We start from the raw sequence: 18,298 nt of genomic DNA on the forward strand, positions 1-18,298 counted from the left end.
ACATTAATGCTGCCTGGCACCCCGCCTTCGCGAGCAAGCCCGCTCCCACAGGTTCAGCACCTTACTGACGACCCTCATCGGCGTTTCATCGACCACCAAACCCGCCACTACCTCAACACGCTATACTCCCGCTCTTTTTTCCGGAGCGACGTCATGTCCCTGCCTAGCCTGCGCCTCAAAGCCAACGCCGACCGTCGCCTGCGAAACGGCCACTTGTGGGTCTACAGCAACGAAATCGATGTAGCCGCCACCCCATTGCACGGCTTCAAGGCCGGCGACCAGGCGATCCTCGAAGCCGCCAGCGGCAAGCCGCTGGGCATCGTTGCCATGAGCCCGAACAACCTGATCTGTGCCCGCCTCTTGTCGCGCGACATCAAGTTGCCGCTGGACAAGTCGCTGCTGGTGCATCGCCTGAACGTCGCGCTGTCCCTGCGCGATCGCCTGTTCGACAAGCCGTTCTATCGCCTGGTCTACGGCGATTCCGACCTGCTGCCAGGTCTGGTAGTTGATCGTTTCGGCGACATCCTGGTGGTACAGATCGCTTCGGCAACCATGGAAGCCCATAAAGAAGACGTGATCGCAGCGCTGACCCAAGTGGTCAAGCCTAGCGGCATTCTGTTCAAGAACGACTCCGCTGCCCGTGATGCCGAAGGCCTAAACCGCTACGTCGAAACCGTGTTCGGCCTGGTGCCGGAGTGGGTTGCCCTGGAAGAAAACGGCGTGAAGTTCGAAGCACCCGTCATCCAGGGACAGAAAACCGGCTGGTTCTACGACCACCGCATGAACCGCGCGCGCCTGGCACCTTACGCCAAAGGCAAACGCGTGCTGGACTTGTACAGCTACATCGGCGGCTGGGGCGTGCAAGCGGCTGCATTCGGCGCCAGTGAAGTGTTCTGCGTCGACGCATCGGCCTTCGCCCTCGACGGCGTCGAGCGCAACGCCGCGCTGAACGGTTTCGCCGACAAAATGACCTGCATCGAAGGTGACGTGTTCGAAGCCCTGAAAGAGCTGAAAGCCAGCGAAGAGCGTTTCGACGTGATCGTTGCCGATCCTCCGGCGTTCATCAAACGCAAAAAAGACATGAAGAACGGTGAAGGTGCCTACCGTCGCCTGAACGAGCAAGCCATGCGCCTGCTCAGCAAGGACGGCATCCTGGTCAGCGCTTCATGCTCGATGCACCTGCCGGAAGACGATCTGCAGAACATCCTGCTGACCAGCGCCCGTCACCTGGACCGCAACATCCAGATGCTGGAGCGTGGCGGTCAGGGCCCGGATCACCCGGTTCACCCGGCTATCGCCGAAACCCGCTACATCAAGAGCATCACCTGCCGTCTGCTGCCAAACAGCTGATTTCGCCGGTTTGACGGGGAGCCTGCCGGCTCCCCGTTCTATTATCTGTTATTGAACTCTCTAACTTCCTACTCCAGCGATCTTAATGACTTGCAGGACGTTTCGCCCTGTCTGTTATTTAAGCGGACAGAACTTACAAGATTCATCCAACCCTCAGATCAATCCGACAAAATTACTGGAATATTCCTACCCAATTTCCCCTTGATAAGAATTCATTACAAACTATGATTAAGTCGTCACAAAGGAGTGACACTCACTATCAATTACAAGGAGTTCAAAACATGAAAGCAATTACTCTGGAAACCAACAAAATCGCTAACCTGGCTTTTCTGGTCGCACCAAAAGCCCGCTAAGTAAATGAAACGCTGGGGAGTGCCGGCTACCCAGCGTTTTCTATGGAAAGACCAGAGTGAATCGCCAATCATGCAGATAAACCCTTATATATTCATACTTCCTCGCACGCCCGACCAAATAGTCTGGGACTACAAGAACCACAAACAATTCGAATTGAATCTTGAGTATTCAACCCGTCTCGCACACCTTATCGAAAACCCTGAAAAGTTTGATGACAATAACATAATAGACACACAACTCATGAACGCGGGAATACTCACACCCTCAATACAAAGCCCCCTTGAATGGGGTTGGGACGAACTGTCGAAGATATTTCATATCGGCACCAAGAACATTCCTTGTGAATATGTCCCCCAAGATATTAATGAATGGTCGAGACACTATCTGGACCATTGCGCCGAACTACTGGCCACTCCTGCCCCCCAGACCAGGCGCACAGAGCGCCCGACAACCGAACGAATTGCCCTGCCTCAACCCTCCTGCTTCCCGGTAAAAGCGCTGGTAAAGACATTGATCGAGCGAAAGACCTGTCGCACCTTCACGGGTGAAAGGGTTTCCCTCGATGATGTGAGCACTCTTCTGTATTTGTCCCTTGGCTATTTGCGTGAGCGCGACAACGACATCGACGAAACCATCGCTGACGGTCTCGGCGCCCGGCGCACCAGTCCATCCGGTGGCGGGCTGAATGCCTGCGAAGGTTTTCTTCATGTTCAGAACGTCAGCGGCCTGAATCCCGGTCTCTACGCCTACCACCCCGACGAACATGCTCTGAGCTTCGTCAGTCCGGTGCCTGACTCGCCCTTGGGCCAGTTGTTGTGTGGGCAGCATTTCATCAACAACCTGCCAGTCGGCCTGTTCATCACCGCTCGCTTCGACAAACTGTGGTGGAAATATGAACACTCGCGGGCGTACCGAATGGCCTACATGGAGGCCGGTCATATTTCACAGACCTTTCAACTGGTGGCCACCGCACTTGGGTTAAGCACCTGGCTGACCGGTGCGTTGGCGGACGATCAGGTCGAAACGTTGCTGGGGATCGAGGACAGCGCCGAACAACCGTTGTTTTTTGTGGGCTGCGGCCAGAGTGACGGGCAAGTGATGTGCAAGGAATTAAAAGCACTGCTGCGCAGCCGAGGCTCACAACAATGACCGAGCCCCGCACAGACGACCTGTCACTGCCCGACGCCTGGGCACAGCGCTTCACCCTCGGTGACTGGAACACCCGAGCCTCGGTACGAACCAGCGAACACACCTATCAATTGCCATCAGATCTGGAACGGCAACTGGAAACACGACACTGGTTCCCGCCCGCCTTCTTGCCCTACCTGAATCACCCGGTGATCGAAGCAGCCGGCAGCGCGATCACCCATCGATTATCGGCCAACCATCTGGTGTATTTCCTCGACTACACCACCCGGCTCGAACATCGGATCGTCAACCGCTCCGTGGAAACCATCGTCCACGATGAGCTCGGTGCGCCCATCCCCCGACGGATGAAAACGGCCGCCCTCCAGCTCTATACCGATGAGGGTTATCACGCGCTGTTCTCCAATAGTCTCGCCGAGCAGATAGCCGACCTCTACGGCATGACCCAACGCCCGGTGATGCCGCGCCGCATTACCCGACTGAACGCCCTGATTGACCACTGCCCAGACAGGCATAAAGCGCTGGCCTGGTTTCTCGTCGGTTTCGTGTCCGAGACCATCATCGCCAGGGAACTGCTCGAGGTTTGCCGCAACGAGCTGGTGTCCAGCGTCCAGGAAATGCTCAGGGACCACCTCACCGACGAGGCCCGACACAGTCGTTATTTTTGCGAGGTGTTCCATTATCTGTGGCTGACCCTGAACAGCAGCCAACGCACGTTCGCCGCAAAGCTGCTGGTGGACATCCTCCTGATGTTCTTTGAGGTCGATGAACGATGGCTGAAGGAAAGCCTGAACAGCGTGGGCCTCAGGGAAAATTGCGTCGCAGAAATCCTCAGTGCCCTGACCGGCCCGCAAGCCTGCCTTCAGCGCGCCCGATCAGGTGCAGGCGCGACGCTACAGGCAATGGAAAAGGCAGGTTTTTTCGACCTGCCTTTTAACCAGCGAATCTTCGTACAGGCAGGACTTGTCGATGGATGAAGGAAAATCTGCGGTCAGTGTCAAACACCGCCGCTCTGCGATCACCCTGTTAATGACCATGGTCATGCTGGGGGTCTTCCCTCTGGATGTTCTGCTGCCATCGTTCCCGGCGCTGGCCGAACACTTCCGGACCACGCCAGGCGACATCGCGTTTTCCATCAGCCTGTTTGCCATCGGGATCGCACTTTCCCAACTGCTGGTCGGGCCGCTCTCGGATGTCATCGGGCGCAAAAGTCTGCTGCTGGCGGGAATGGCAGTCTCGATTGTCGGTGCGACGGGTTGCGTGCTGTCCACTGACTACGCCTGGTTCCTGATGTTCCGGGTGGTGCAGGCCATCGGCTGCGGTTGCTTCGTACTCTCGCAGGCACTGGTCCAGGACCTGTTCGACGGCAAGGAGCGGGATCAACTGCGGATCCTGATGGTCACCGCCAGCGGGATCTTCATTTCCGTCTCGCCACTGGCTGGCACCCTGTTGCAACAGGCACTGGACTGGCCCGCAAGCTTCATTATCTTTATTGCCCTCGCCGCCGCCGTGTTCCTCAAGGCCTGTTTCTTTCTTGATAACCGGCACACCACCACAACCCCGCGCCGAAGCATTCTTCAGTCCTACCGGCGCGTCTGTCGCGATGCGGGTTTCCTCGGCTATTGGCTGATCGCCGCAATCGCCTTCACCTGCCACTTTTCCTTCATTGTCATCTCGCCCCTGATCTTCATGGAGCAGTTGCAGCTTTCGGCCTACGAGTTTTCCCTGACATTGTTGCTGTATGGCGTGGCCTACATCATCGGCGGCATTGTCGCTCGAGTCCTCGCCGGGCGGATCGCGGCCAATACACAGATAGTCGTTGGCCTGGGCCTGATCTTCATTTCTGGACTGGTGATGCTCTTGCTCTCAAATCTGCTGGGGCTTTCAGCCCTGACCGTGCTGATCCCCATGATCATCTGCACCGCCGGCACAACCATCGTCCGCCCTGTTGCCACCTCCAAAGCCATGGAAGTGTTCCCGGACAATGCCGGTACATCGGCGTCGGCCGGGAACACGCTGATCTTCATCTTTGGCGGGGTGATCAGCGCCCTGATCAATCTGAGTGGCGCCCATCTGCAAACGACTCTCGCATTGAGTTTCATCGTCTTGAGCACCGTCGGCGTTTCCTTCAATGCACTGATCACACGTCGGCAGCTCTCGCTGAATACCGGATGATTCCTGCCGGTCGTCATCCCACACGCTCCGTCAGTGCTGGATCCCCCTTTTCCGGCATTCCCTCCTGACGCCAGCCGTGTAGAATCGCGACATTCATCGCCAGTCATCCCCCGGCGGGTTTATGAGCTCAAGCTGAAGCGCGCGGCGATCCCGCAAAGTTATCGGCAACTTCCGGACACACGGCCATTTCTGAGTGTTCCAGACGTCAATAGAAGCTCACTTCCCTTTTGATACCTGATTAGCCGCCCGGAGTGCTTCATGCCTGATTACCGCTCGAAAACATCCACCCATGGCCGCAACATGGCCGGCGCCCGCGCACTGTGGCGCGCAACGGGTATGAAAGATGACGACTTCAAAAAGCCGATCATCGCCATTGCCAACTCCTTCACCCAGTTCGTACCGGGCCACGTCCACCTCAAGGACCTGGGCCAACTGGTCGCCCGTGAAATCGAACGCGCCGGCGGTGTCGCCAAAGAATTCAACACCATCGCCGTGGATGATGGCATCGCCATGGGCCACGACGGCATGCTGTATTCGCTGCCGAGCCGCGAGATCATTGCCGACTCCGTCGAGTACATGGTCAACGCCCACTGCGCCGATGCGATCGTCTGCATCTCCAACTGCGACAAGATCACCCCTGGCATGCTGATGGCCGCCCTGCGCCTGAACATCCCGGTGATCTTCGTTTCCGGCGGCCCGATGGAAGCCGGCAAGACCAAACTGGCCAGCCACGGTCTCGACCTCGTCGACGCCATGGTGATCGCCGCCGACTCCAGCGCTTCTGACGAGAAAGTCGCTGAGTACGAGCGCAGCGCCTGTCCGACGTGCGGTTCGTGCTCCGGCATGTTCACCGCCAACTCGATGAACTGCCTGGTCGAAGCCCTGGGCCTGGCATTGCCGGGCAACGGTTCGACCCTGGCCACCCACAGCGACCGCGAGCAACTGTTCCTGCAGGCCGGTCGCACCATCGTCGAGCTGTGCAAACGTTACTACGGCGACAACGATGAGTCGGTATTGCCGCGCAACATCGCCAACTTCAAGGCGTTCGAAAACGCCATGACGCTGGACATCGCCATGGGCGGCTCCACCAACACCATCCTGCACTTGCTGGCTGCGGCCCAGGAAGCCGAGATCGATTTCGACCTGCGCGACATCGACCGTCTCTCCCGTCACGTTCCACAACTGTGCAAAGTTGCGCCGAACATCCAGAAGTACCACATGGAAGACGTGCACCGCGCCGGCGGGATCTTCAGCATCCTCGGCTCGCTGGCCCGTGGCGGTCTGCTGCACACCGACCTGCCGACCGTGCACAGTAAAACCCTGGCCGAAGGCATCGCCAAGTGGGACATCACCCAGACCAACGACGAAGCGGTGCATCACTTCTTCAAGGCCGGTCCCGCGGGCATCCCGACCCAAACCGCGTTCAGCCAGTCGACCCGTTGGGAAACCCTGGACGACGACCGTGAAAACGGCTGCATCCGCAGTGTCGAACACGCCTACTCGAAAGAAGGCGGCCTGGCCGTTCTCTACGGCAACATCGCGCTGGACGGCTGCGTGGTGAAAACCGCCGGCGTCGACGAGTCGATCCACGTGTTCGAAGGCAACGCGAAGATCTTCGAAAGCCAGGACAGCGCCGTACGCGGCATCCTCGCGGACGAAGTGAAAGCCGGCGACATCGTGATCATTCGTTACGAAGGCCCGAAAGGCGGCCCGGGCATGCAGGAAATGCTGTACCCGACGTCGTACCTGAAATCCAAAGGCCTGGGCAAAGCTTGCGCCCTGCTCACCGATGGCCGTTTCTCCGGCGGCACCTCGGGCCTGTCCATCGGCCACGCTTCGCCAGAAGCGGCGGCCGGCGGCGCGATTGGTCTGGTGCAGGATGGCGACAAAGTGCTGATCGACATTCCGAACCGCTCGATCAACCTGTTGATCAGCGACGAAGAAATGGCCGGTCGTCGTGCCGAGCAGGATCAGAAAGGCTGGAAGCCTGTGGAAAAACGTCCACGTAAAGTGACCACCGCACTGAAGGCCTACGCCCTGCTGGCGACCAGCGCCGACAAGGGTGCTGTGCGTAACAAGGCGATGCTCGACGGGCTGTAAGCGTCGATCACCGCGATAAGAATGCCCCGCCAAGTGCGGGGCTTTTTTATGGGCCTATGATGAGATCTCGCTTTACGGCCCCACCAGCCGGGCTTGCAGATAATCGTAAAGTTCGCCGGCGCTTTTTTTGTAACCTTCACTACTCAGGTGAATCAGATCATTTTGAGCCAAATGCGCTACCTGCCAGCGCTCAATTGAACAGGCGCCACCCATGTAAGCTTGCCAGTCCCAGAACAAGGCGGCGGCCTTCAGTGCTGCTTGCCTTTGAATTTGAATGATCTGAGCCAGTTTTGCCGGTTGGCGCCCGGCGCATGAGTCAGCGGACTGTTGTTTTATCGAGTCTGCTGGCCCGACGAGCAAGATCACGACATCAGGCAAGGTGCGTCGTAACAGGACAAGCTTCTCGCTCAGGTCAGCCTCATAAAGTGTCAGGTCCAGATCGTCGTCAAATGCTTCATTACCCCCATACGCGAGTACCAGCAAGTCAGGGTGCAAGGCTTGCAGGGTGCTTTGCCAGCCGTCTTGCCACCTATCGAGAATCTTCAACATCGCACCATTAACACCCAATGCAGAGTACGTCACTCCAGTCTCTGTCAACGACTCGATGTTCCAGCCTCCCAGTTCTACGGTCTGATTCGAGGCTATCACCAGATCAACCGGCAGGCTTACGGGTTTGATAGCGGGGCTGAAACGCCATTGTCCAGATGTTGGCAACAGCTCGACACTGGCAGAGTCCCCTCCAGCACTGGCGGTCAGGCGGCTATTGAAGAGCGCACGGTACAGCGCTGATATTCGATATATGCCGTCATTCGATGCTCGTGATTCGATATGCACCCCTGCGCCCGGGCTCATGGGCAGCGACAGATAGCCTCCCAATGGAAACTCGCCGCTGTACTGATTGCGACTGGAAACCAGACGCCATTGCCCATCTACCGTCGACAGAACAACCTGATCGTAACGAGTGCCTGGTACAGGCATCGCCGCGATGAAGCCAATGCCGCCAGCACCGTATTGTTTCTGGAACAGTCGGCGCATTTCGCCTGTGAACAAATCGGCAGCCGTGTGAGAGTCTCCCAATTGCACAATACTGACCGACGTGCTGCGCGAGGCCTTTAGTTTGCCCACCAGCTTACTCAAGTTCAGGGGCGAGACCCCTTGAGGCACGGTGGGTGAAATGACCTGATCATTTCGCGGCATCGACTCAGCCGCCGCACTCGTGCAAAGCCAGCCGTATCCGCTCAGCGTGGCGATCATCCACGCGATAAAGACCCGATGTAATCGTCGCATGCCCCCGTTCCTTCGGTCGTTGCCCGAGCCAACTGCCCAGCGCCGTATCACCCAATGATAAATCAATGAATATAGGCAGCAGACAGCCACTGCGCGTCGTTATTCCGAACAAAAAAAGGCCCCGCATTTGCGGGGCCGGTCGCGTGCCCACACTGTGCGGGGGCGATTATCGTGGCATTTACTGAATCTCTTCCGGCTTCACGATCACCCAGTTCTTGTCCGCCGTGACCTGCAACCCTTCCTTGGCCTGAGCCGCCGCGTGCTTGGCCATCATGCCGTTAATCTGGTTCATGTATTTGTCTTTGCGGTTAACCCACAAGTGGATGCCACCCTTGGCCACGTCAACATCGTGGAACAGCATGTAACCGTCGCTGCTCGGGGTATCGCCGCCCACCAGTACCGGTTTTTTCCACTCGTCGATGTAGGTCAGGATCGCCGCATGCTTGCCGGCCATCCAGGTCGCCGGGGTCCACAGGTACGGGGTCAGTTCGAGGCCGAGGTTGGCTTTCTCGTCATACTTGCCCGCGGTGATCTGCTTGCGCGCCGTGGTCAGTTCGCCGGTCTGGCGGTCCTTGAGCAGCGTGGTCACGCCGATCACGTTCTGCGGTTTGACGTTGTAGCCGTACTTCGGATCGGCGGCGACCATGCGCACCAGCTCCTCGGAGGCGGCGGTCATCACGTAGACATCGATGCCGTTCTCCATCAGCTTGTTGTAGAGCTCTTTCTGGCCGGTGAAGATTTTCGGCGGGTTGACGTCGAGGTTCTTGACCACGTCGCCTTCGTAATACGTCGCCGGCACCGGTTTACCAGACGTCATTAACTCATCGACGTAGCCTTTGAGTTCCTGGAGGGTGAAGCCGGAGAACACTTGGGCGACCCATGGGTAGCAAACCATGTCGTCGACTTCGCAGAGTCGATAGTAGTAGCTGAACAAACTTTCCTTGTGGTCGGCAGTGTCTTTGAACGGCATCAGTTTCAGGGAGGGATCGAGTTTCTCGCGGGTGATCAGGCCCTTGTTTTCCATGAACGGCAGCAACGACTCTTCGAGGTCGTAGCGGTAACTGGTGTTGTCCATGTCGAACACCGCGTAGTTACCTTTGTTGGCGTTGGCGGCAATCATTGCGTCCAGCGCCTTGGCCTGATCGGCTGGCCAATGCTTCAAATCCGTGGCGAATACCTGGCCGGCGAGGCCAAGACCCAAACTCAATCCCAACGCGGCAGCCAGAAATTTCGGTGCAAGCTTCATCGGCATTTCTCCCTGAATGAAAGACATCGACGCTAACAAATAAGTGTGACAGTCCTCGCCTGTCAGCGACCGCTCACGTCTCCATTGCGCCAGCTGCATCCCTGTGAGCGACGCGCGCTTATTCCAAAAACGACGGTTTTCATACGTTTTTGGTATTAATTCATTGGAAATCAAGCTGTTAGGCTTGCCGGTTCGCAGTCACCCCGGAAGGTGGCTGGCACAAGTCTTATCGGAGTTCTCATGAATCTGCCGCTGATCCTCAATCTGCTGGTGTTCCTCGCGTTACTTTTTGGTCTTGCACAAACCCGTCACACCACCTGGAGCCTGGCGAAAAAAGTTCTGCTCGCGCTGGTGCTGGGCGTGGCGTTCGGTGTGGCGCTGCACACCCTTTACGGTGCCGGCAACCCGGTACTGAAAGCGTCGATCGGCTGGTTCGATCTGGTGGGCAACGGTTACGTGCAGTTGCTGCAAATGATCGTGATCCCGCTGGTGTTCGCCTCGATCCTTAGCGCCGTGGCCCGCCTGCACAACGCCTCGTCGCTGGGCAAGATCAGCTTCCTGACCATCGGCACGCTGCTGTTCACCACGGCCATTGCGGCGCTGATCGGTATCGGGCTGACCAACCTGTTTGGTCTGACCGCTGAAGGCCTGGTGGCCGGCACTCAGGAAATGGCCCGTCTGCAAACCATCCAGACCGACTACGCGGGCAAGGTTGCCGACCTGAATGTGCCGCAGCTGTTGCTGTCGTTCATTCCGCAAAACCCGTTCGCCGACCTCGCTCGCGCGAAGCCGACCTCGATCATCAGCGTGGTGATTTTTGCTGCGTTCCTTGGGGTCGCGGCGCTGCAACTGTTGAAAGATGACGTCGAGAAAGGTCAGAAAGTGATCAACGCCATCGACACCCTGCAAGCCTGGGTGATGCGCCTGGTGCGTCTGGTGATGAAGCTGACCCCGTACGGCGTTTTGGCGCTGATGACCAAAGTGGTCGCCGGCTCCAACCTGCAGGACATCATCAAACTCGGCAGTTTCGTGGTGGTTTCCTACATCGGGCTGGGCCTGATGTTTGTGGTCCATGGCCTGTTGGTGTCGGCGGCCGGGATCAACCCGCTGCGCTTCTTCCGCAAGATCTGGCCGGTGCTGACGTTTGCTTTCACCAGCCGCTCCAGCGCTGCGACCATTCCGCTGAGCATCGAAGCCCAGACCAGCCGTTTGGGTATTCCACAGTCCATCGCCAGTTTCGCCGCGTCGTTCGGCGCGACCATTGGCCAGAACGGTTGTGCCGGTCTGTACCCGGCGATGTTGGCAGTGATGGTTGCACCGACTGTGGGCATCAACCCGCTGGACCCACTGTGGATCGCGACGCTGGTGGCGATTGTGACGCTGAGCTCGGCGGGTGTGGCCGGAGTGGGCGGTGGCGCGACGTTTGCCGCGTTGATCGTGTTACCGGCGATGGGCTTGCCGGTGTCACTGGTGGCGTTGCTGATTTCGGTTGAGCCGCTGATTGATATGGGGCGCACGGCGTTGAACGTGAGTGGTTCGATTACCGCCGGTGCGATCACCAGCCAGATCATGCAGCAGACCGATAAAGAGCTGCTGGATGCGGATGAACATTCGGAGTTGGCTCACGCTTAAGTAGCGCCTGATAGTCCGCCTTCGCGAGCAAGCCCGCTCCCACATTGGTCCTGCGGTGTACATAGAACTTATGAACACCCGAGATCAACTGTGGGAGCGGGCTTGCTCGCGAAGCTTTTAGGCCTTTTCCCACACCTCGAAGTTGTACGCTGGCTTATCGCCTTCCGCTGGATTCGCAACATTCGACACCAGTTTCCACTGCCCCAAATCAAACTCCGGAAACCACGCATCCCCTTCCGGGCTCAGCGCCACGCGCGTCAAATACAGCCGATCAGCCTGGGCCAACCCCTGCGCATACAACTGCGCCCCACCAATCAGCATCAGCTCATCGACGCCCTGTTCCCGCGCCCACTCTTCCGCGCGAACCACTGCAGCCGCAAGCGACGGATAAACTTCCGCGCCTTCCAACTTCAGATCTGCCTGACGGCTGACCACGATGTTCAACCGGCCCGGCAACGGGCGACCGAGGGAATCCCAGGTCTTGCGACCCATGATGATCGGCTTGCCGAGGGTCGTGGCCTTGAAGTATTTGAAGTCCCCCGGCAAGTGCCAGGGCATGCTGTTGTCGACGCCGATCACACGGTTTTCACCGAGGGCTGCGATCAGGCTGAGGGGGAGTGATTTAGTCATGCCGGCGAGGATACCAGAGCCTCCCGTACCCCGATAAGCGCCACAGCGGTTATGCTCACCGTTCAATTGAGCGACGGGATGCCGCGTGACTGAACTGACTCCACTGCAAAACCTCTGGCTGACCGAGACGGTGCGCCTGCGTGAAGAACATGCCGGCCCCCTGGATGATCTGGAAGCCAACCGACTGGCCCGCAGCGCGGGCGGCGATCTGTCGACACGTATTCAACGCCGTGCCCTGTGGCTGGCCGAGCGCGATGGGCTGACCAGCGCCCTCAAACATTGGCTTCAAGGCGCGCGTCTGGCGCTGATCGTGATGGCGGTGCTGGCCATTGCCAGCGGCGCCGGTCTGGCGTTTGCCGCGTTGGGCGACGGACAAACTCCGGTGAATGTGTTCTGGGCCTTGGGCAGTTTGCTCGGGCTGAACCTGATTCTATTGCTGAGCTGGGCGCTGGGCTTGGTCTTCGCCGGCGAACACGGCGCCACCCTCGGCCGCTTATGGTTATGGCTCAGCGAAAAACTCGCCCGCAATGCCAAAGCCGCGCAACTGGCCCCGGCCCTGCTGCTCTTGCTGCAACGACAGAAACTCAATCGCTGGGCGGTCGGCATACTGGTCAACAGCTTGTGGTTGCTGGCGATGCTCAGCGCACTGGTCATGCTGTTGATGCTGATGGCGACCCGCCGTTATGGCTTCGTCTGGGAAACCACGCTCCTGGGCGGCGACACCTTCGTCGCCATGACCCAGGCCCTCGGCGCCCTGCCGGCCATGCTGGGCTTCAACGTTCCGACCGTGGAAATGATCCGCGCCAGCGGCGACGCCGCATTGAATATCGAAAGCGCCCGTCAGGCCTGGGCAACATGGCTGGTCGGCGTGCTGGTGGTCTACGGTGTTTTGCCGCGACTGTTGTTGGCGCTGTTTTGCCTGTGGCGCTGGAAAACCGGGCAAGCAACATTGCATCTGGATTTGAACCTGCCCGGTTACGCCCAACTGCGCGAACGGCTGATGCCAACCAGCGAACGCCTGGGCATCAGCGACGCTGAGCCAGAGCAATTGCACCGTATTGAAAGCGGTGTCAGCGACCTGCCAAGCGATGGCGCGCTGTTGGTGGCCATCGAGCTGGACGACCAACGCCCTTGGCCGCCGCCACTGCCGAAATCCGTGAGCAACGCCGGCGTCCTCGACAGTCGCGAATCGCGGCACAAACTTCTCGAACAGCTGAGTCGCTTCCCCCCGGCCCGTCTAGCCATCGCTTGCGATCCGCGACGTTCGCCGGACCGCGGCAGTCTGGCACTGATCGCCGAACTGGCCCGCAGCGCCAGCGCCACTCGCGTCTGGCTGCTGCAAGCTCCGCCGGGCGAAGCGCTGGATGCCGAAAGGCTCGGCGACTGGCACGTGGCGCTGCAACAGCTGGACTTGCCGTTCGCCGATTGCGCGCCGTTGAACTGGCTGGAGAGCGGTCATGACTAATCCATGGAAACCGCCCTTGAAGCTCGCAGTGGTCGGCCACACCAACGTAGGCAAAACCTCATTGTTGCGCACCCTGACCCGCGATGTCGGTTTCGGTGAGGTGTCTCATCGCCCCAGCACCACACGACACGTCGAAGGCGCACGGTTGTCGGTGGACGGCGAGCCGTTGCTCGACCTCTACGACACCCCCGGCCTGGAAGATGCCATCGCCCTGCTCGACTATCTCGAACGCCTGGAGCGTCCCGGTGAACGCCTCGACGGCCCGGCACGGTTAGCGCGATTTCTTGATGGCAGCGAAGCACGACAACGGTTTGAACAGGAAGCCAAGGTGCTGCGGCAACTGCTGACCTGCGACGCCGGTCTCTACGTGATCGACGCCCGGGAACCGGTGCTGGCCAAGTACCGCGACGAACTGGAAGTGTTGGCCAGCTGCGGCAAACCGCTGCTGCCGGTGCTGAATTTCGTCAGCAGCGCCAACCACCGCGAACCGGATTGGCGCGAAGCGTTGGCACGCCTCGGCTTGCACGCCTTGGTCCGCTTCGACAGCGTCGCACCGCCGGAGGATGGCGAACGTCGACTGTATGAAAGCCTCGCCCTGCTGCTGGAGAACGCCCGCCCGCAACTGGAACGCTTGATCGTCGATCAGCAAGCCCAACGCCAGGCCCGGCAACAGAGTGCGGCGCGGCTGATTGCCGAATTATTGATCGACTGCGCCGCGTGCCGGCGCAGCGTGATCAGCGAAGCCGAGCAAGAACAGCAAGCCATCAACGAACTGCGCAAGGCGGTTCGACAACGGGAACAACGCTGCGTCGAAGCGCTGCTCAAGCTCTACGCCTTCCGTCCACAGGACGCGGCGGCCAGTGACCTGCCGCTGCTCGATGGCCGCTGGGGGGATGACCTGTTCAACCCGGAAACCCTGAAACAGCTCGGCGTGCGAGTCGGTGGCGGTATCGCGGCCGGCGCGGCAGCCGGGGCCGGGGTCGATTTGCTGGTAGGCGGCCTGACCCTCGGTGCGGCCGCATTGGCTGGAGCGATTGCCGGTGGCGCCCTGCAAACGGCCCGCAGTTATGGCAGTCGGTTGATGGGCAAGATCAAAGGCCAGCGCGAACTGACCGTCGATGACAGCGTGCTGCGGCTATTGGCGCTGCGTCAGCGACAACTGCTGCAAGCACTCAATGCGCGTGGGCATGCGGCGATGGACAGCATTCAAGTCGCCACACCCCAGGACAAGACCTGGCGCGAAGGCAAACTGCCCGAACCGCTGAACAAGGCCCGGGCGCATCCGCAGTGGTCTTCGCTTAATCCGCATTCGAAGTTGAGTCAGGGGGAGCGCCAAGAGCAGGTTGAGGTGTTGGCGCAACAGTTGTAAAGCCCGAGTGATGTGCAGCTCAGGCGGGCCTCTTCGCGAGCAAGCCCGCTCCCACATTTAATCTGCAGTGATTAGAGGTTTTGTGTACGACGCAGATCCAATGTGGGAGCGGGCTTGCTCGCGAATGCAGCGGCTCGTTCCCGGGTTTATACGCCGAGCTTCAAAAACTCCCCCGCCATCGAGGCGACTCGTCGCCGATCCGTGCGATCCGCGCGCCCGTCATTGTCCACATCCGAACTCAGTATCACCTCCAGTCCACCATCGTTATCAAGATCGTGAGCCGCAGCTTTATAGGCAATCTTCTGCCCCTCGTGAAAATGTAGCCGCACCGTTTCAGGTGTGCCGTCAGCGGATGAATTCTGCGAGAAGATGCGCAAGTGCCGCTCCTCACCTTCACCCTCGTTGAACCAGGCGCATTTCAAATAGGTTTTGCCGAGCGACCTGAGTTGTTGCCGATCTGCATCCGTCGTCTCACGCTGCAACCGATCAGCGTCATGGAATTCAAAATGAACGGTATCTGCCGTGCCCTTCCCGCTTCGATCCTGTGCAATCACTTTCAAATAACGCATCCGTGCGCTTCCTTGCGAAAAGCCCAGATTGAACCGCTATCGCAAGCCCCTCCATTCGCCGTTTCTCAATTGCCTGTGAGACAACTCATTGCGCCTCGCGGGACAGTAGACCGACCGCTTTGCGTTTCAACTCCTCCAGATCAATCACCGGCACCGCCATCTCCTTCGCCAACTCATCCCACTGGCGCATGCGCAGACTGACCTCGCACAACGGATCCTGCTCGAAGGCTTCTGTCTCTTCAGCGGTCATCACACCGCCCTGATACTCCAGCGTTCGACGGCTGGCTTCACTCAAGCGCTCGTAGTAACCCGGTTCTTTAAGTGTCAAATAACGCTTGGCCTGAACGTGGTACTCCACCAGCCGCGCCATGCGCTCACTGAAACCTGCACGGCGTAAATAATCCGCGCCCAGGCGCTCGTGACTGACCACGCCGAAGCCGCCCATGTTCTCGGCACTCTCTGCGCAGATATGCCCGATGTCGTGGAAGAACGCGGCCAGCACCACTTCGTCATCGAAGCCCTCGGCCATGGCCAGTTCGGCGGCCTGGGACATGTGCTCGATCTGCGACACTGGTTCGCCGATGTAATCGCTGTCGCCAAAGCGCTCGTACAGACCGAACACCTCGGCGATCACTTGCTCATTGCGGTCCATCAATGCTCTCCCAACAACGTTGCTAGGTTGTGTTCAGCCATCGCCGGCCCGACGCTCATGCCGACACCCGTGTGCATCAGCGCCACGCTCACGCCCGGCATCGGCCGCAGGAACGAGAACGGCCCCGGACCACGAGAACCATAGACGCCTTGCCAACGTTCGACCACTTGCACCCTGCAACCCAGGGTGTGTTCCGCGAGCTCAAGCATCCAGTTATCCACCTGCTCAGCGTTGAACGGCGACGGGTCGCTGCCGTAATGGTGAGAGTCGCCGATGATCAATTCGCCATACGGTGTCGGGCTGATCAGCAGGTGAATGCCATTTTCATGCAGGTGCGGCGCGTCTCGCTGGATTTGCGCCTGCACCGCCGCCGCTTCCGGCAGATCGGCGAAGGCGCCGTAGTGCACGCAGCTCAAACCGGTGAGCAACGCGTGTTGCAGGTTGAGGTTGATTTGCGGTCGGGCCCGAAGCATTTGCAGGCGGCAGATTTGCGGGTTGAGTTCAGCGATCGGCTCGGCCAGCAGCGTCTGATAATCGTGGCCGGAACAGACGATGATCTGCTCGGCACTGAAGGATCCGGCGGTGCTGTGCAAGCGGCCGGGCTCGATGTCGCGCACGAGGGTGGAGAAGTGAAACGTGACACCGAGTTCGCGGCGCAGGTAGTCGATCAGCGCTGGAATGGCTTCACGGGAATACAGTTGCTGATCGTCCATCCCGTGCAACGCGGCGCGGTGATGGCTGAACTGGCCGCGGTACACATCGCGCAATGCAGCGCCACGCAACAGGTCGACGCGGTAACCGTGTTCCACGGCGCGACCGGCGCAGAAGGCTTCCAGCAGATGTTCTTCGGCTTCGGTGCGGGCAAACAGGTATGAGCCGTTGCGCTTGAGTTGCAAGCCGGCGAGTTGTGCCCAATGGCCCCAGATCTCGCGGCTGGCTTTGGCCAGTTCGAGCATCGGGCCCGGTGGTTGGCCGGTGACCAGGGCCTGGCCGAAGTTGCGCACCGAGGCGCCCAAAGGCGTTTCGCTGCGTTCGAAAACGGTGACTTTCAGACCGCGCCGGGCGGCGGCGTAGGCGTGGGACAGACCGAGAATGCCGGCGCCGACGATCAGCATGTCGTTGTGGTGTGTCATGGAGAGATGTCCTGAATTCGAAGCCGCCTTCGCGGGCAAGCCCGCTCCCACAGGGTCCGTGGTGTTCACAAAACCTGTGGGAGCGGGCTTGCCCGCGAAGGGGCCCTGTCAGCCGATGAAGATCTTACTTGGCAGCCACTTTCTCGGACTTGCCGTCATAGCGCTTGCGCCATTCGGTCAGGATTTCGTCGCGATTCTTCGACGCCCAGGCGAAGTCGTTCTTGATCAAACGCTGCTCGTAGTCGGCCGGCAATTCGGTCTGCGGCTTGGCGATACCCGGTTGCGCGAGCACGGCGAAGTTCTCTTTATAAAGCTCCATCGCTGCCGGGCTGGCGGAGAAGTCAGCCAGTTTCTTCGCCGCTTCTTCGTGCGGTGTGCCCTTGATCACAGCCGTCGCTTCGATCTCCCAGCCCAGGCCTTCTTTCGGCAGGATGATGTCCAGTGGCGCGCCTTGGCGTTTCAGCTGAACGGCCGGGTATTCAAAGGAAATACCAATCGGGAATTCGCCCGCCGCCGCCAGTTTGCAAGGCTTGGAACCGGAGTGAACGTACTGGCCGATGTTCTGGTGCAGGTCGTCCATGTACTGCCAGCCCTGCTTTTCGCCGAAGGTTTGCAGCCAGGCGCTGACATCGAGGAAACCGGTGCCGGACGAGGCCGGGTTCGGCATCACGATCTTGCCTTTGTACTCAGGCTTGGTCAGGTCCTGCCAGCTCACCGGTTTGCTCAGGCCCTGCTTTTCGGCTTCGACGGTGTTGAAGCAAATGGTCGCGGCCCAGACGTCCATGCCGACCCAGGCTGGCGGGTTGGCGGCGTCGCGGTAGTTGCCGCCGATCTTGCCCAGGTCCTTCGGCGCGTAGCTTTGCAGCATGCCTTGCTGGTCGAGGATTGCCAGGCTTGAAGCCGCCAGGCCCCAGACCGCGTCAGCCTGCGGGCGAGCTTTTTCGGCCAGCAGCTTGGCGGTGATGATGCCGGTGGAGTCGCGCACCCACTTGATTTCGACGTCCGGGTTGGCTTTTTCGAACGTTTCTTTATAGGTCTTCAGTTGTTCGGCTTCGAGGGCGGTGTACACCGTCAACTCGGTTTTCGCCGCGAAGGCGTTCAGGCTGAAAGCGGTGAGGACAGCAGCGGCCAGGGCCAGGGGCTTGAACATGATCTTTTCCTGTTTTTGAGTTGAGGGGCTTTCGGTTTTA

General features: G+C 59.4%; 15 protein-coding genes. 8 read left to right on the forward strand and 7 right to left on the reverse strand.

The genetic code is table 11. The features are described from left to right. The first annotated feature begins 153 nt into the window (after positions 1-153). The 5 genes from KGB03_RS24385 (at position 154) to ilvD (ending at position 7,125) form a co-directional block, all read left to right on the forward strand. A complete protein-coding gene (locus KGB03_RS24385) occupies positions 154-1,350 on the forward strand; it encodes a class I SAM-dependent rRNA methyltransferase (RefSeq protein WP_008150557.1) in 1,197 nt (398 codons plus the stop codon). Between the two features lie 423 nt (positions 1,351-1,773). After that, positions 1,774-2,853 (forward strand): SagB family peptide dehydrogenase, encoded by a 1,080-nt coding sequence (locus tag KGB03_RS24390; RefSeq protein ID WP_223529578.1) that lies wholly within the window; start codon positions 1,774-1,776, stop codon positions 2,851-2,853. Continuing rightward, a complete protein-coding gene (locus tag KGB03_RS24395; RefSeq protein WP_218536680.1) occupies positions 2,850-3,827 on the forward strand; it encodes a diiron oxygenase in 978 nt (325 codons plus the stop codon). The genes KGB03_RS24390 and KGB03_RS24395 overlap by 4 nt, the downstream gene beginning before the upstream one ends. Continuing rightward, entirely contained in the window at positions 3,820-5,025 is a 1,206-nt protein-coding gene (locus KGB03_RS24400) for a multidrug effflux MFS transporter (RefSeq protein WP_223529550.1), read from the forward strand. Before KGB03_RS24395 ends, KGB03_RS24400 begins: the two co-directional genes overlap by 8 nt. A gap of 258 nt (positions 5,026-5,283) precedes the next feature. Further along, on the forward strand, positions 5,284-7,125 hold the full coding sequence (ilvD, locus tag KGB03_RS24405) for a dihydroxy-acid dehydratase (protein ID WP_111448426.1): 1,842 nt from the start codon (positions 5,284-5,286) through the stop codon (positions 7,123-7,125). Positions 7,126-7,197: 72 nt separating this feature from the next. Here the strand turns inward: ilvD and KGB03_RS24410 are convergent, their stop codons facing one another. Together KGB03_RS24410 and KGB03_RS24415 are read right to left on the reverse strand one after the other, a co-directional pair. Beyond that, positions 7,198-8,412: an SGNH/GDSL hydrolase family protein gene (locus KGB03_RS24410; protein WP_223529552.1), complete on the reverse strand. Its 1,215-nt coding sequence runs from the start codon at positions 8,410-8,412 to the stop codon at positions 7,198-7,200. 178 nt (positions 8,413-8,590) lie between these two features. Beyond that, positions 8,591-9,658 (reverse strand): haloacid dehalogenase-like hydrolase, encoded by a 1,068-nt coding sequence (locus tag KGB03_RS24415; RefSeq protein WP_218536677.1) that lies wholly within the window; start codon positions 9,656-9,658, stop codon positions 8,591-8,593. Positions 9,659-9,898: 240 nt separating this feature from the next. On the opposite strand from KGB03_RS24415, the gene KGB03_RS24420 reads away from it, so the two are divergent. Continuing rightward, a complete protein-coding gene (locus KGB03_RS24420) occupies positions 9,899-11,290 on the forward strand; it encodes an L-cystine transporter (protein ID WP_111448424.1) in 1,392 nt (463 codons plus the stop codon). 117 nt (positions 11,291-11,407) lie between these two features. On the opposite strand, the gene KGB03_RS24425 is transcribed toward KGB03_RS24420, so the two are convergent. Then, the gene (locus tag KGB03_RS24425; RefSeq protein WP_218536676.1) at positions 11,408-11,920 is read right to left on the reverse strand and encodes a dihydrofolate reductase; all 513 of its coding nucleotides are present in this window, start codon (positions 11,918-11,920) and stop codon (positions 11,408-11,410) included. Positions 11,921-12,005: 85 nt separating this feature from the next. Between KGB03_RS24425 and KGB03_RS24430 the strand changes: the two genes are divergently transcribed. Then, the gene (locus KGB03_RS24430) at positions 12,006-13,385 is read left to right on the forward strand and encodes a DUF2868 domain-containing protein (RefSeq protein WP_223529554.1); all 1,380 of its coding nucleotides are present in this window, start codon (positions 12,006-12,008) and stop codon (positions 13,383-13,385) included. Next, positions 13,378-14,754: a GTPase/DUF3482 domain-containing protein gene (locus KGB03_RS24435; protein WP_223529556.1), complete on the forward strand. Its 1,377-nt coding sequence runs from the start codon at positions 13,378-13,380 to the stop codon at positions 14,752-14,754. Before KGB03_RS24430 ends, KGB03_RS24435 begins: the two co-directional genes overlap by 8 nt. Positions 14,755-14,900: 146 nt before the next feature. Here the strand turns inward: KGB03_RS24435 and KGB03_RS24440 are convergent, their stop codons facing one another. The 4 genes from KGB03_RS24440 to KGB03_RS24455 form a co-directional block, all read right to left on the reverse strand. Beyond that, the gene (locus tag KGB03_RS24440; RefSeq protein ID WP_223529558.1) at positions 14,901-15,323 is read right to left on the reverse strand and encodes a hypothetical protein; all 423 of its coding nucleotides are present in this window, start codon (positions 15,321-15,323) and stop codon (positions 14,901-14,903) included. A gap of 85 nt (positions 15,324-15,408) precedes the next feature. Next, positions 15,409-15,975, reverse strand: a complete 567-nt coding sequence (locus KGB03_RS24445; protein ID WP_223529560.1) for a phosphonate degradation HD-domain oxygenase — start codon at positions 15,973-15,975, stop codon at positions 15,409-15,411. Continuing rightward, complete coding sequence (locus KGB03_RS24450; protein WP_223529562.1) at positions 15,975-17,108, reverse strand: TIGR03364 family FAD-dependent oxidoreductase; 1,134 nt, start codon at positions 17,106-17,108, stop codon at positions 15,975-15,977. Before KGB03_RS24450 ends, KGB03_RS24445 begins: the two co-directional genes overlap by 1 nt. 124 nt (positions 17,109-17,232) lie before the next feature. After that, positions 17,233-18,258, reverse strand: coding sequence for a putative 2-aminoethylphosphonate ABC transporter substrate-binding protein (locus KGB03_RS24455; RefSeq protein WP_223529564.1), 1,026 nt, complete (start codon positions 18,256-18,258; stop codon positions 17,233-17,235). Between the last annotated feature and the right edge of the window lie 40 nt (positions 18,259-18,298).

It is taken from the genome of Pseudomonas sp. BF-B-26 (assembly GCF_019956495.1).
GTDB lineage: Bacteria > Pseudomonadota > Gammaproteobacteria > Pseudomonadales > Pseudomonadaceae > Aquipseudomonas.

Coding starts and splice junctions, on each gene's coding strand:
- KGB03_RS24385 (WP_008150557.1), top strand. CDS start 154: ATGTCCCTGCCTAGCCTGCGCCTCAAAGCCAACGCCGACCGTCGCCTG.
- KGB03_RS24390 (WP_223529578.1), top strand. CDS start 1,774: ATGCAGATAAACCCTTATATATTCATACTTCCTCGCACGCCCGACCAA.
- KGB03_RS24395 (WP_218536680.1), top strand. CDS start 2,850: ATGACCGAGCCCCGCACAGACGACCTGTCACTGCCCGACGCCTGGGCA.
- KGB03_RS24400 (WP_223529550.1), top strand. CDS start 3,820: ATGGATGAAGGAAAATCTGCGGTCAGTGTCAAACACCGCCGCTCTGCG.
- ilvD (WP_111448426.1), top strand. CDS start 5,284: ATGCCTGATTACCGCTCGAAAACATCCACCCATGGCCGCAACATGGCC.
- KGB03_RS24410 (WP_223529552.1), bottom strand. CDS start 8,412: ATGCGACGATTACATCGGGTCTTTATCGCGTGGATGATCGCCACGCTG.
- KGB03_RS24415 (WP_218536677.1), bottom strand. CDS start 9,658: ATGAAGCTTGCACCGAAATTTCTGGCTGCCGCGTTGGGATTGAGTTTG.
- KGB03_RS24420 (WP_111448424.1), top strand. CDS start 9,899: ATGAATCTGCCGCTGATCCTCAATCTGCTGGTGTTCCTCGCGTTACTT.
- KGB03_RS24425 (WP_218536676.1), bottom strand. CDS start 11,920: ATGACTAAATCACTCCCCCTCAGCCTGATCGCAGCCCTCGGTGAAAAC.
- KGB03_RS24435 (WP_223529556.1), top strand. CDS start 13,378: ATGACTAATCCATGGAAACCGCCCTTGAAGCTCGCAGTGGTCGGCCAC.
- KGB03_RS24440 (WP_223529558.1), bottom strand. CDS start 15,323: ATGCGTTATTTGAAAGTGATTGCACAGGATCGAAGCGGGAAGGGCACG.
- KGB03_RS24445 (WP_223529560.1), bottom strand. CDS start 15,975: ATGGACCGCAATGAGCAAGTGATCGCCGAGGTGTTCGGTCTGTACGAG.
- KGB03_RS24450 (WP_223529562.1), bottom strand. CDS start 17,108: ATGACACACCACAACGACATGCTGATCGTCGGCGCCGGCATTCTCGGT.
- KGB03_RS24455 (WP_223529564.1), bottom strand. CDS start 18,258: ATGTTCAAGCCCCTGGCCCTGGCCGCTGCTGTCCTCACCGCTTTCAGC.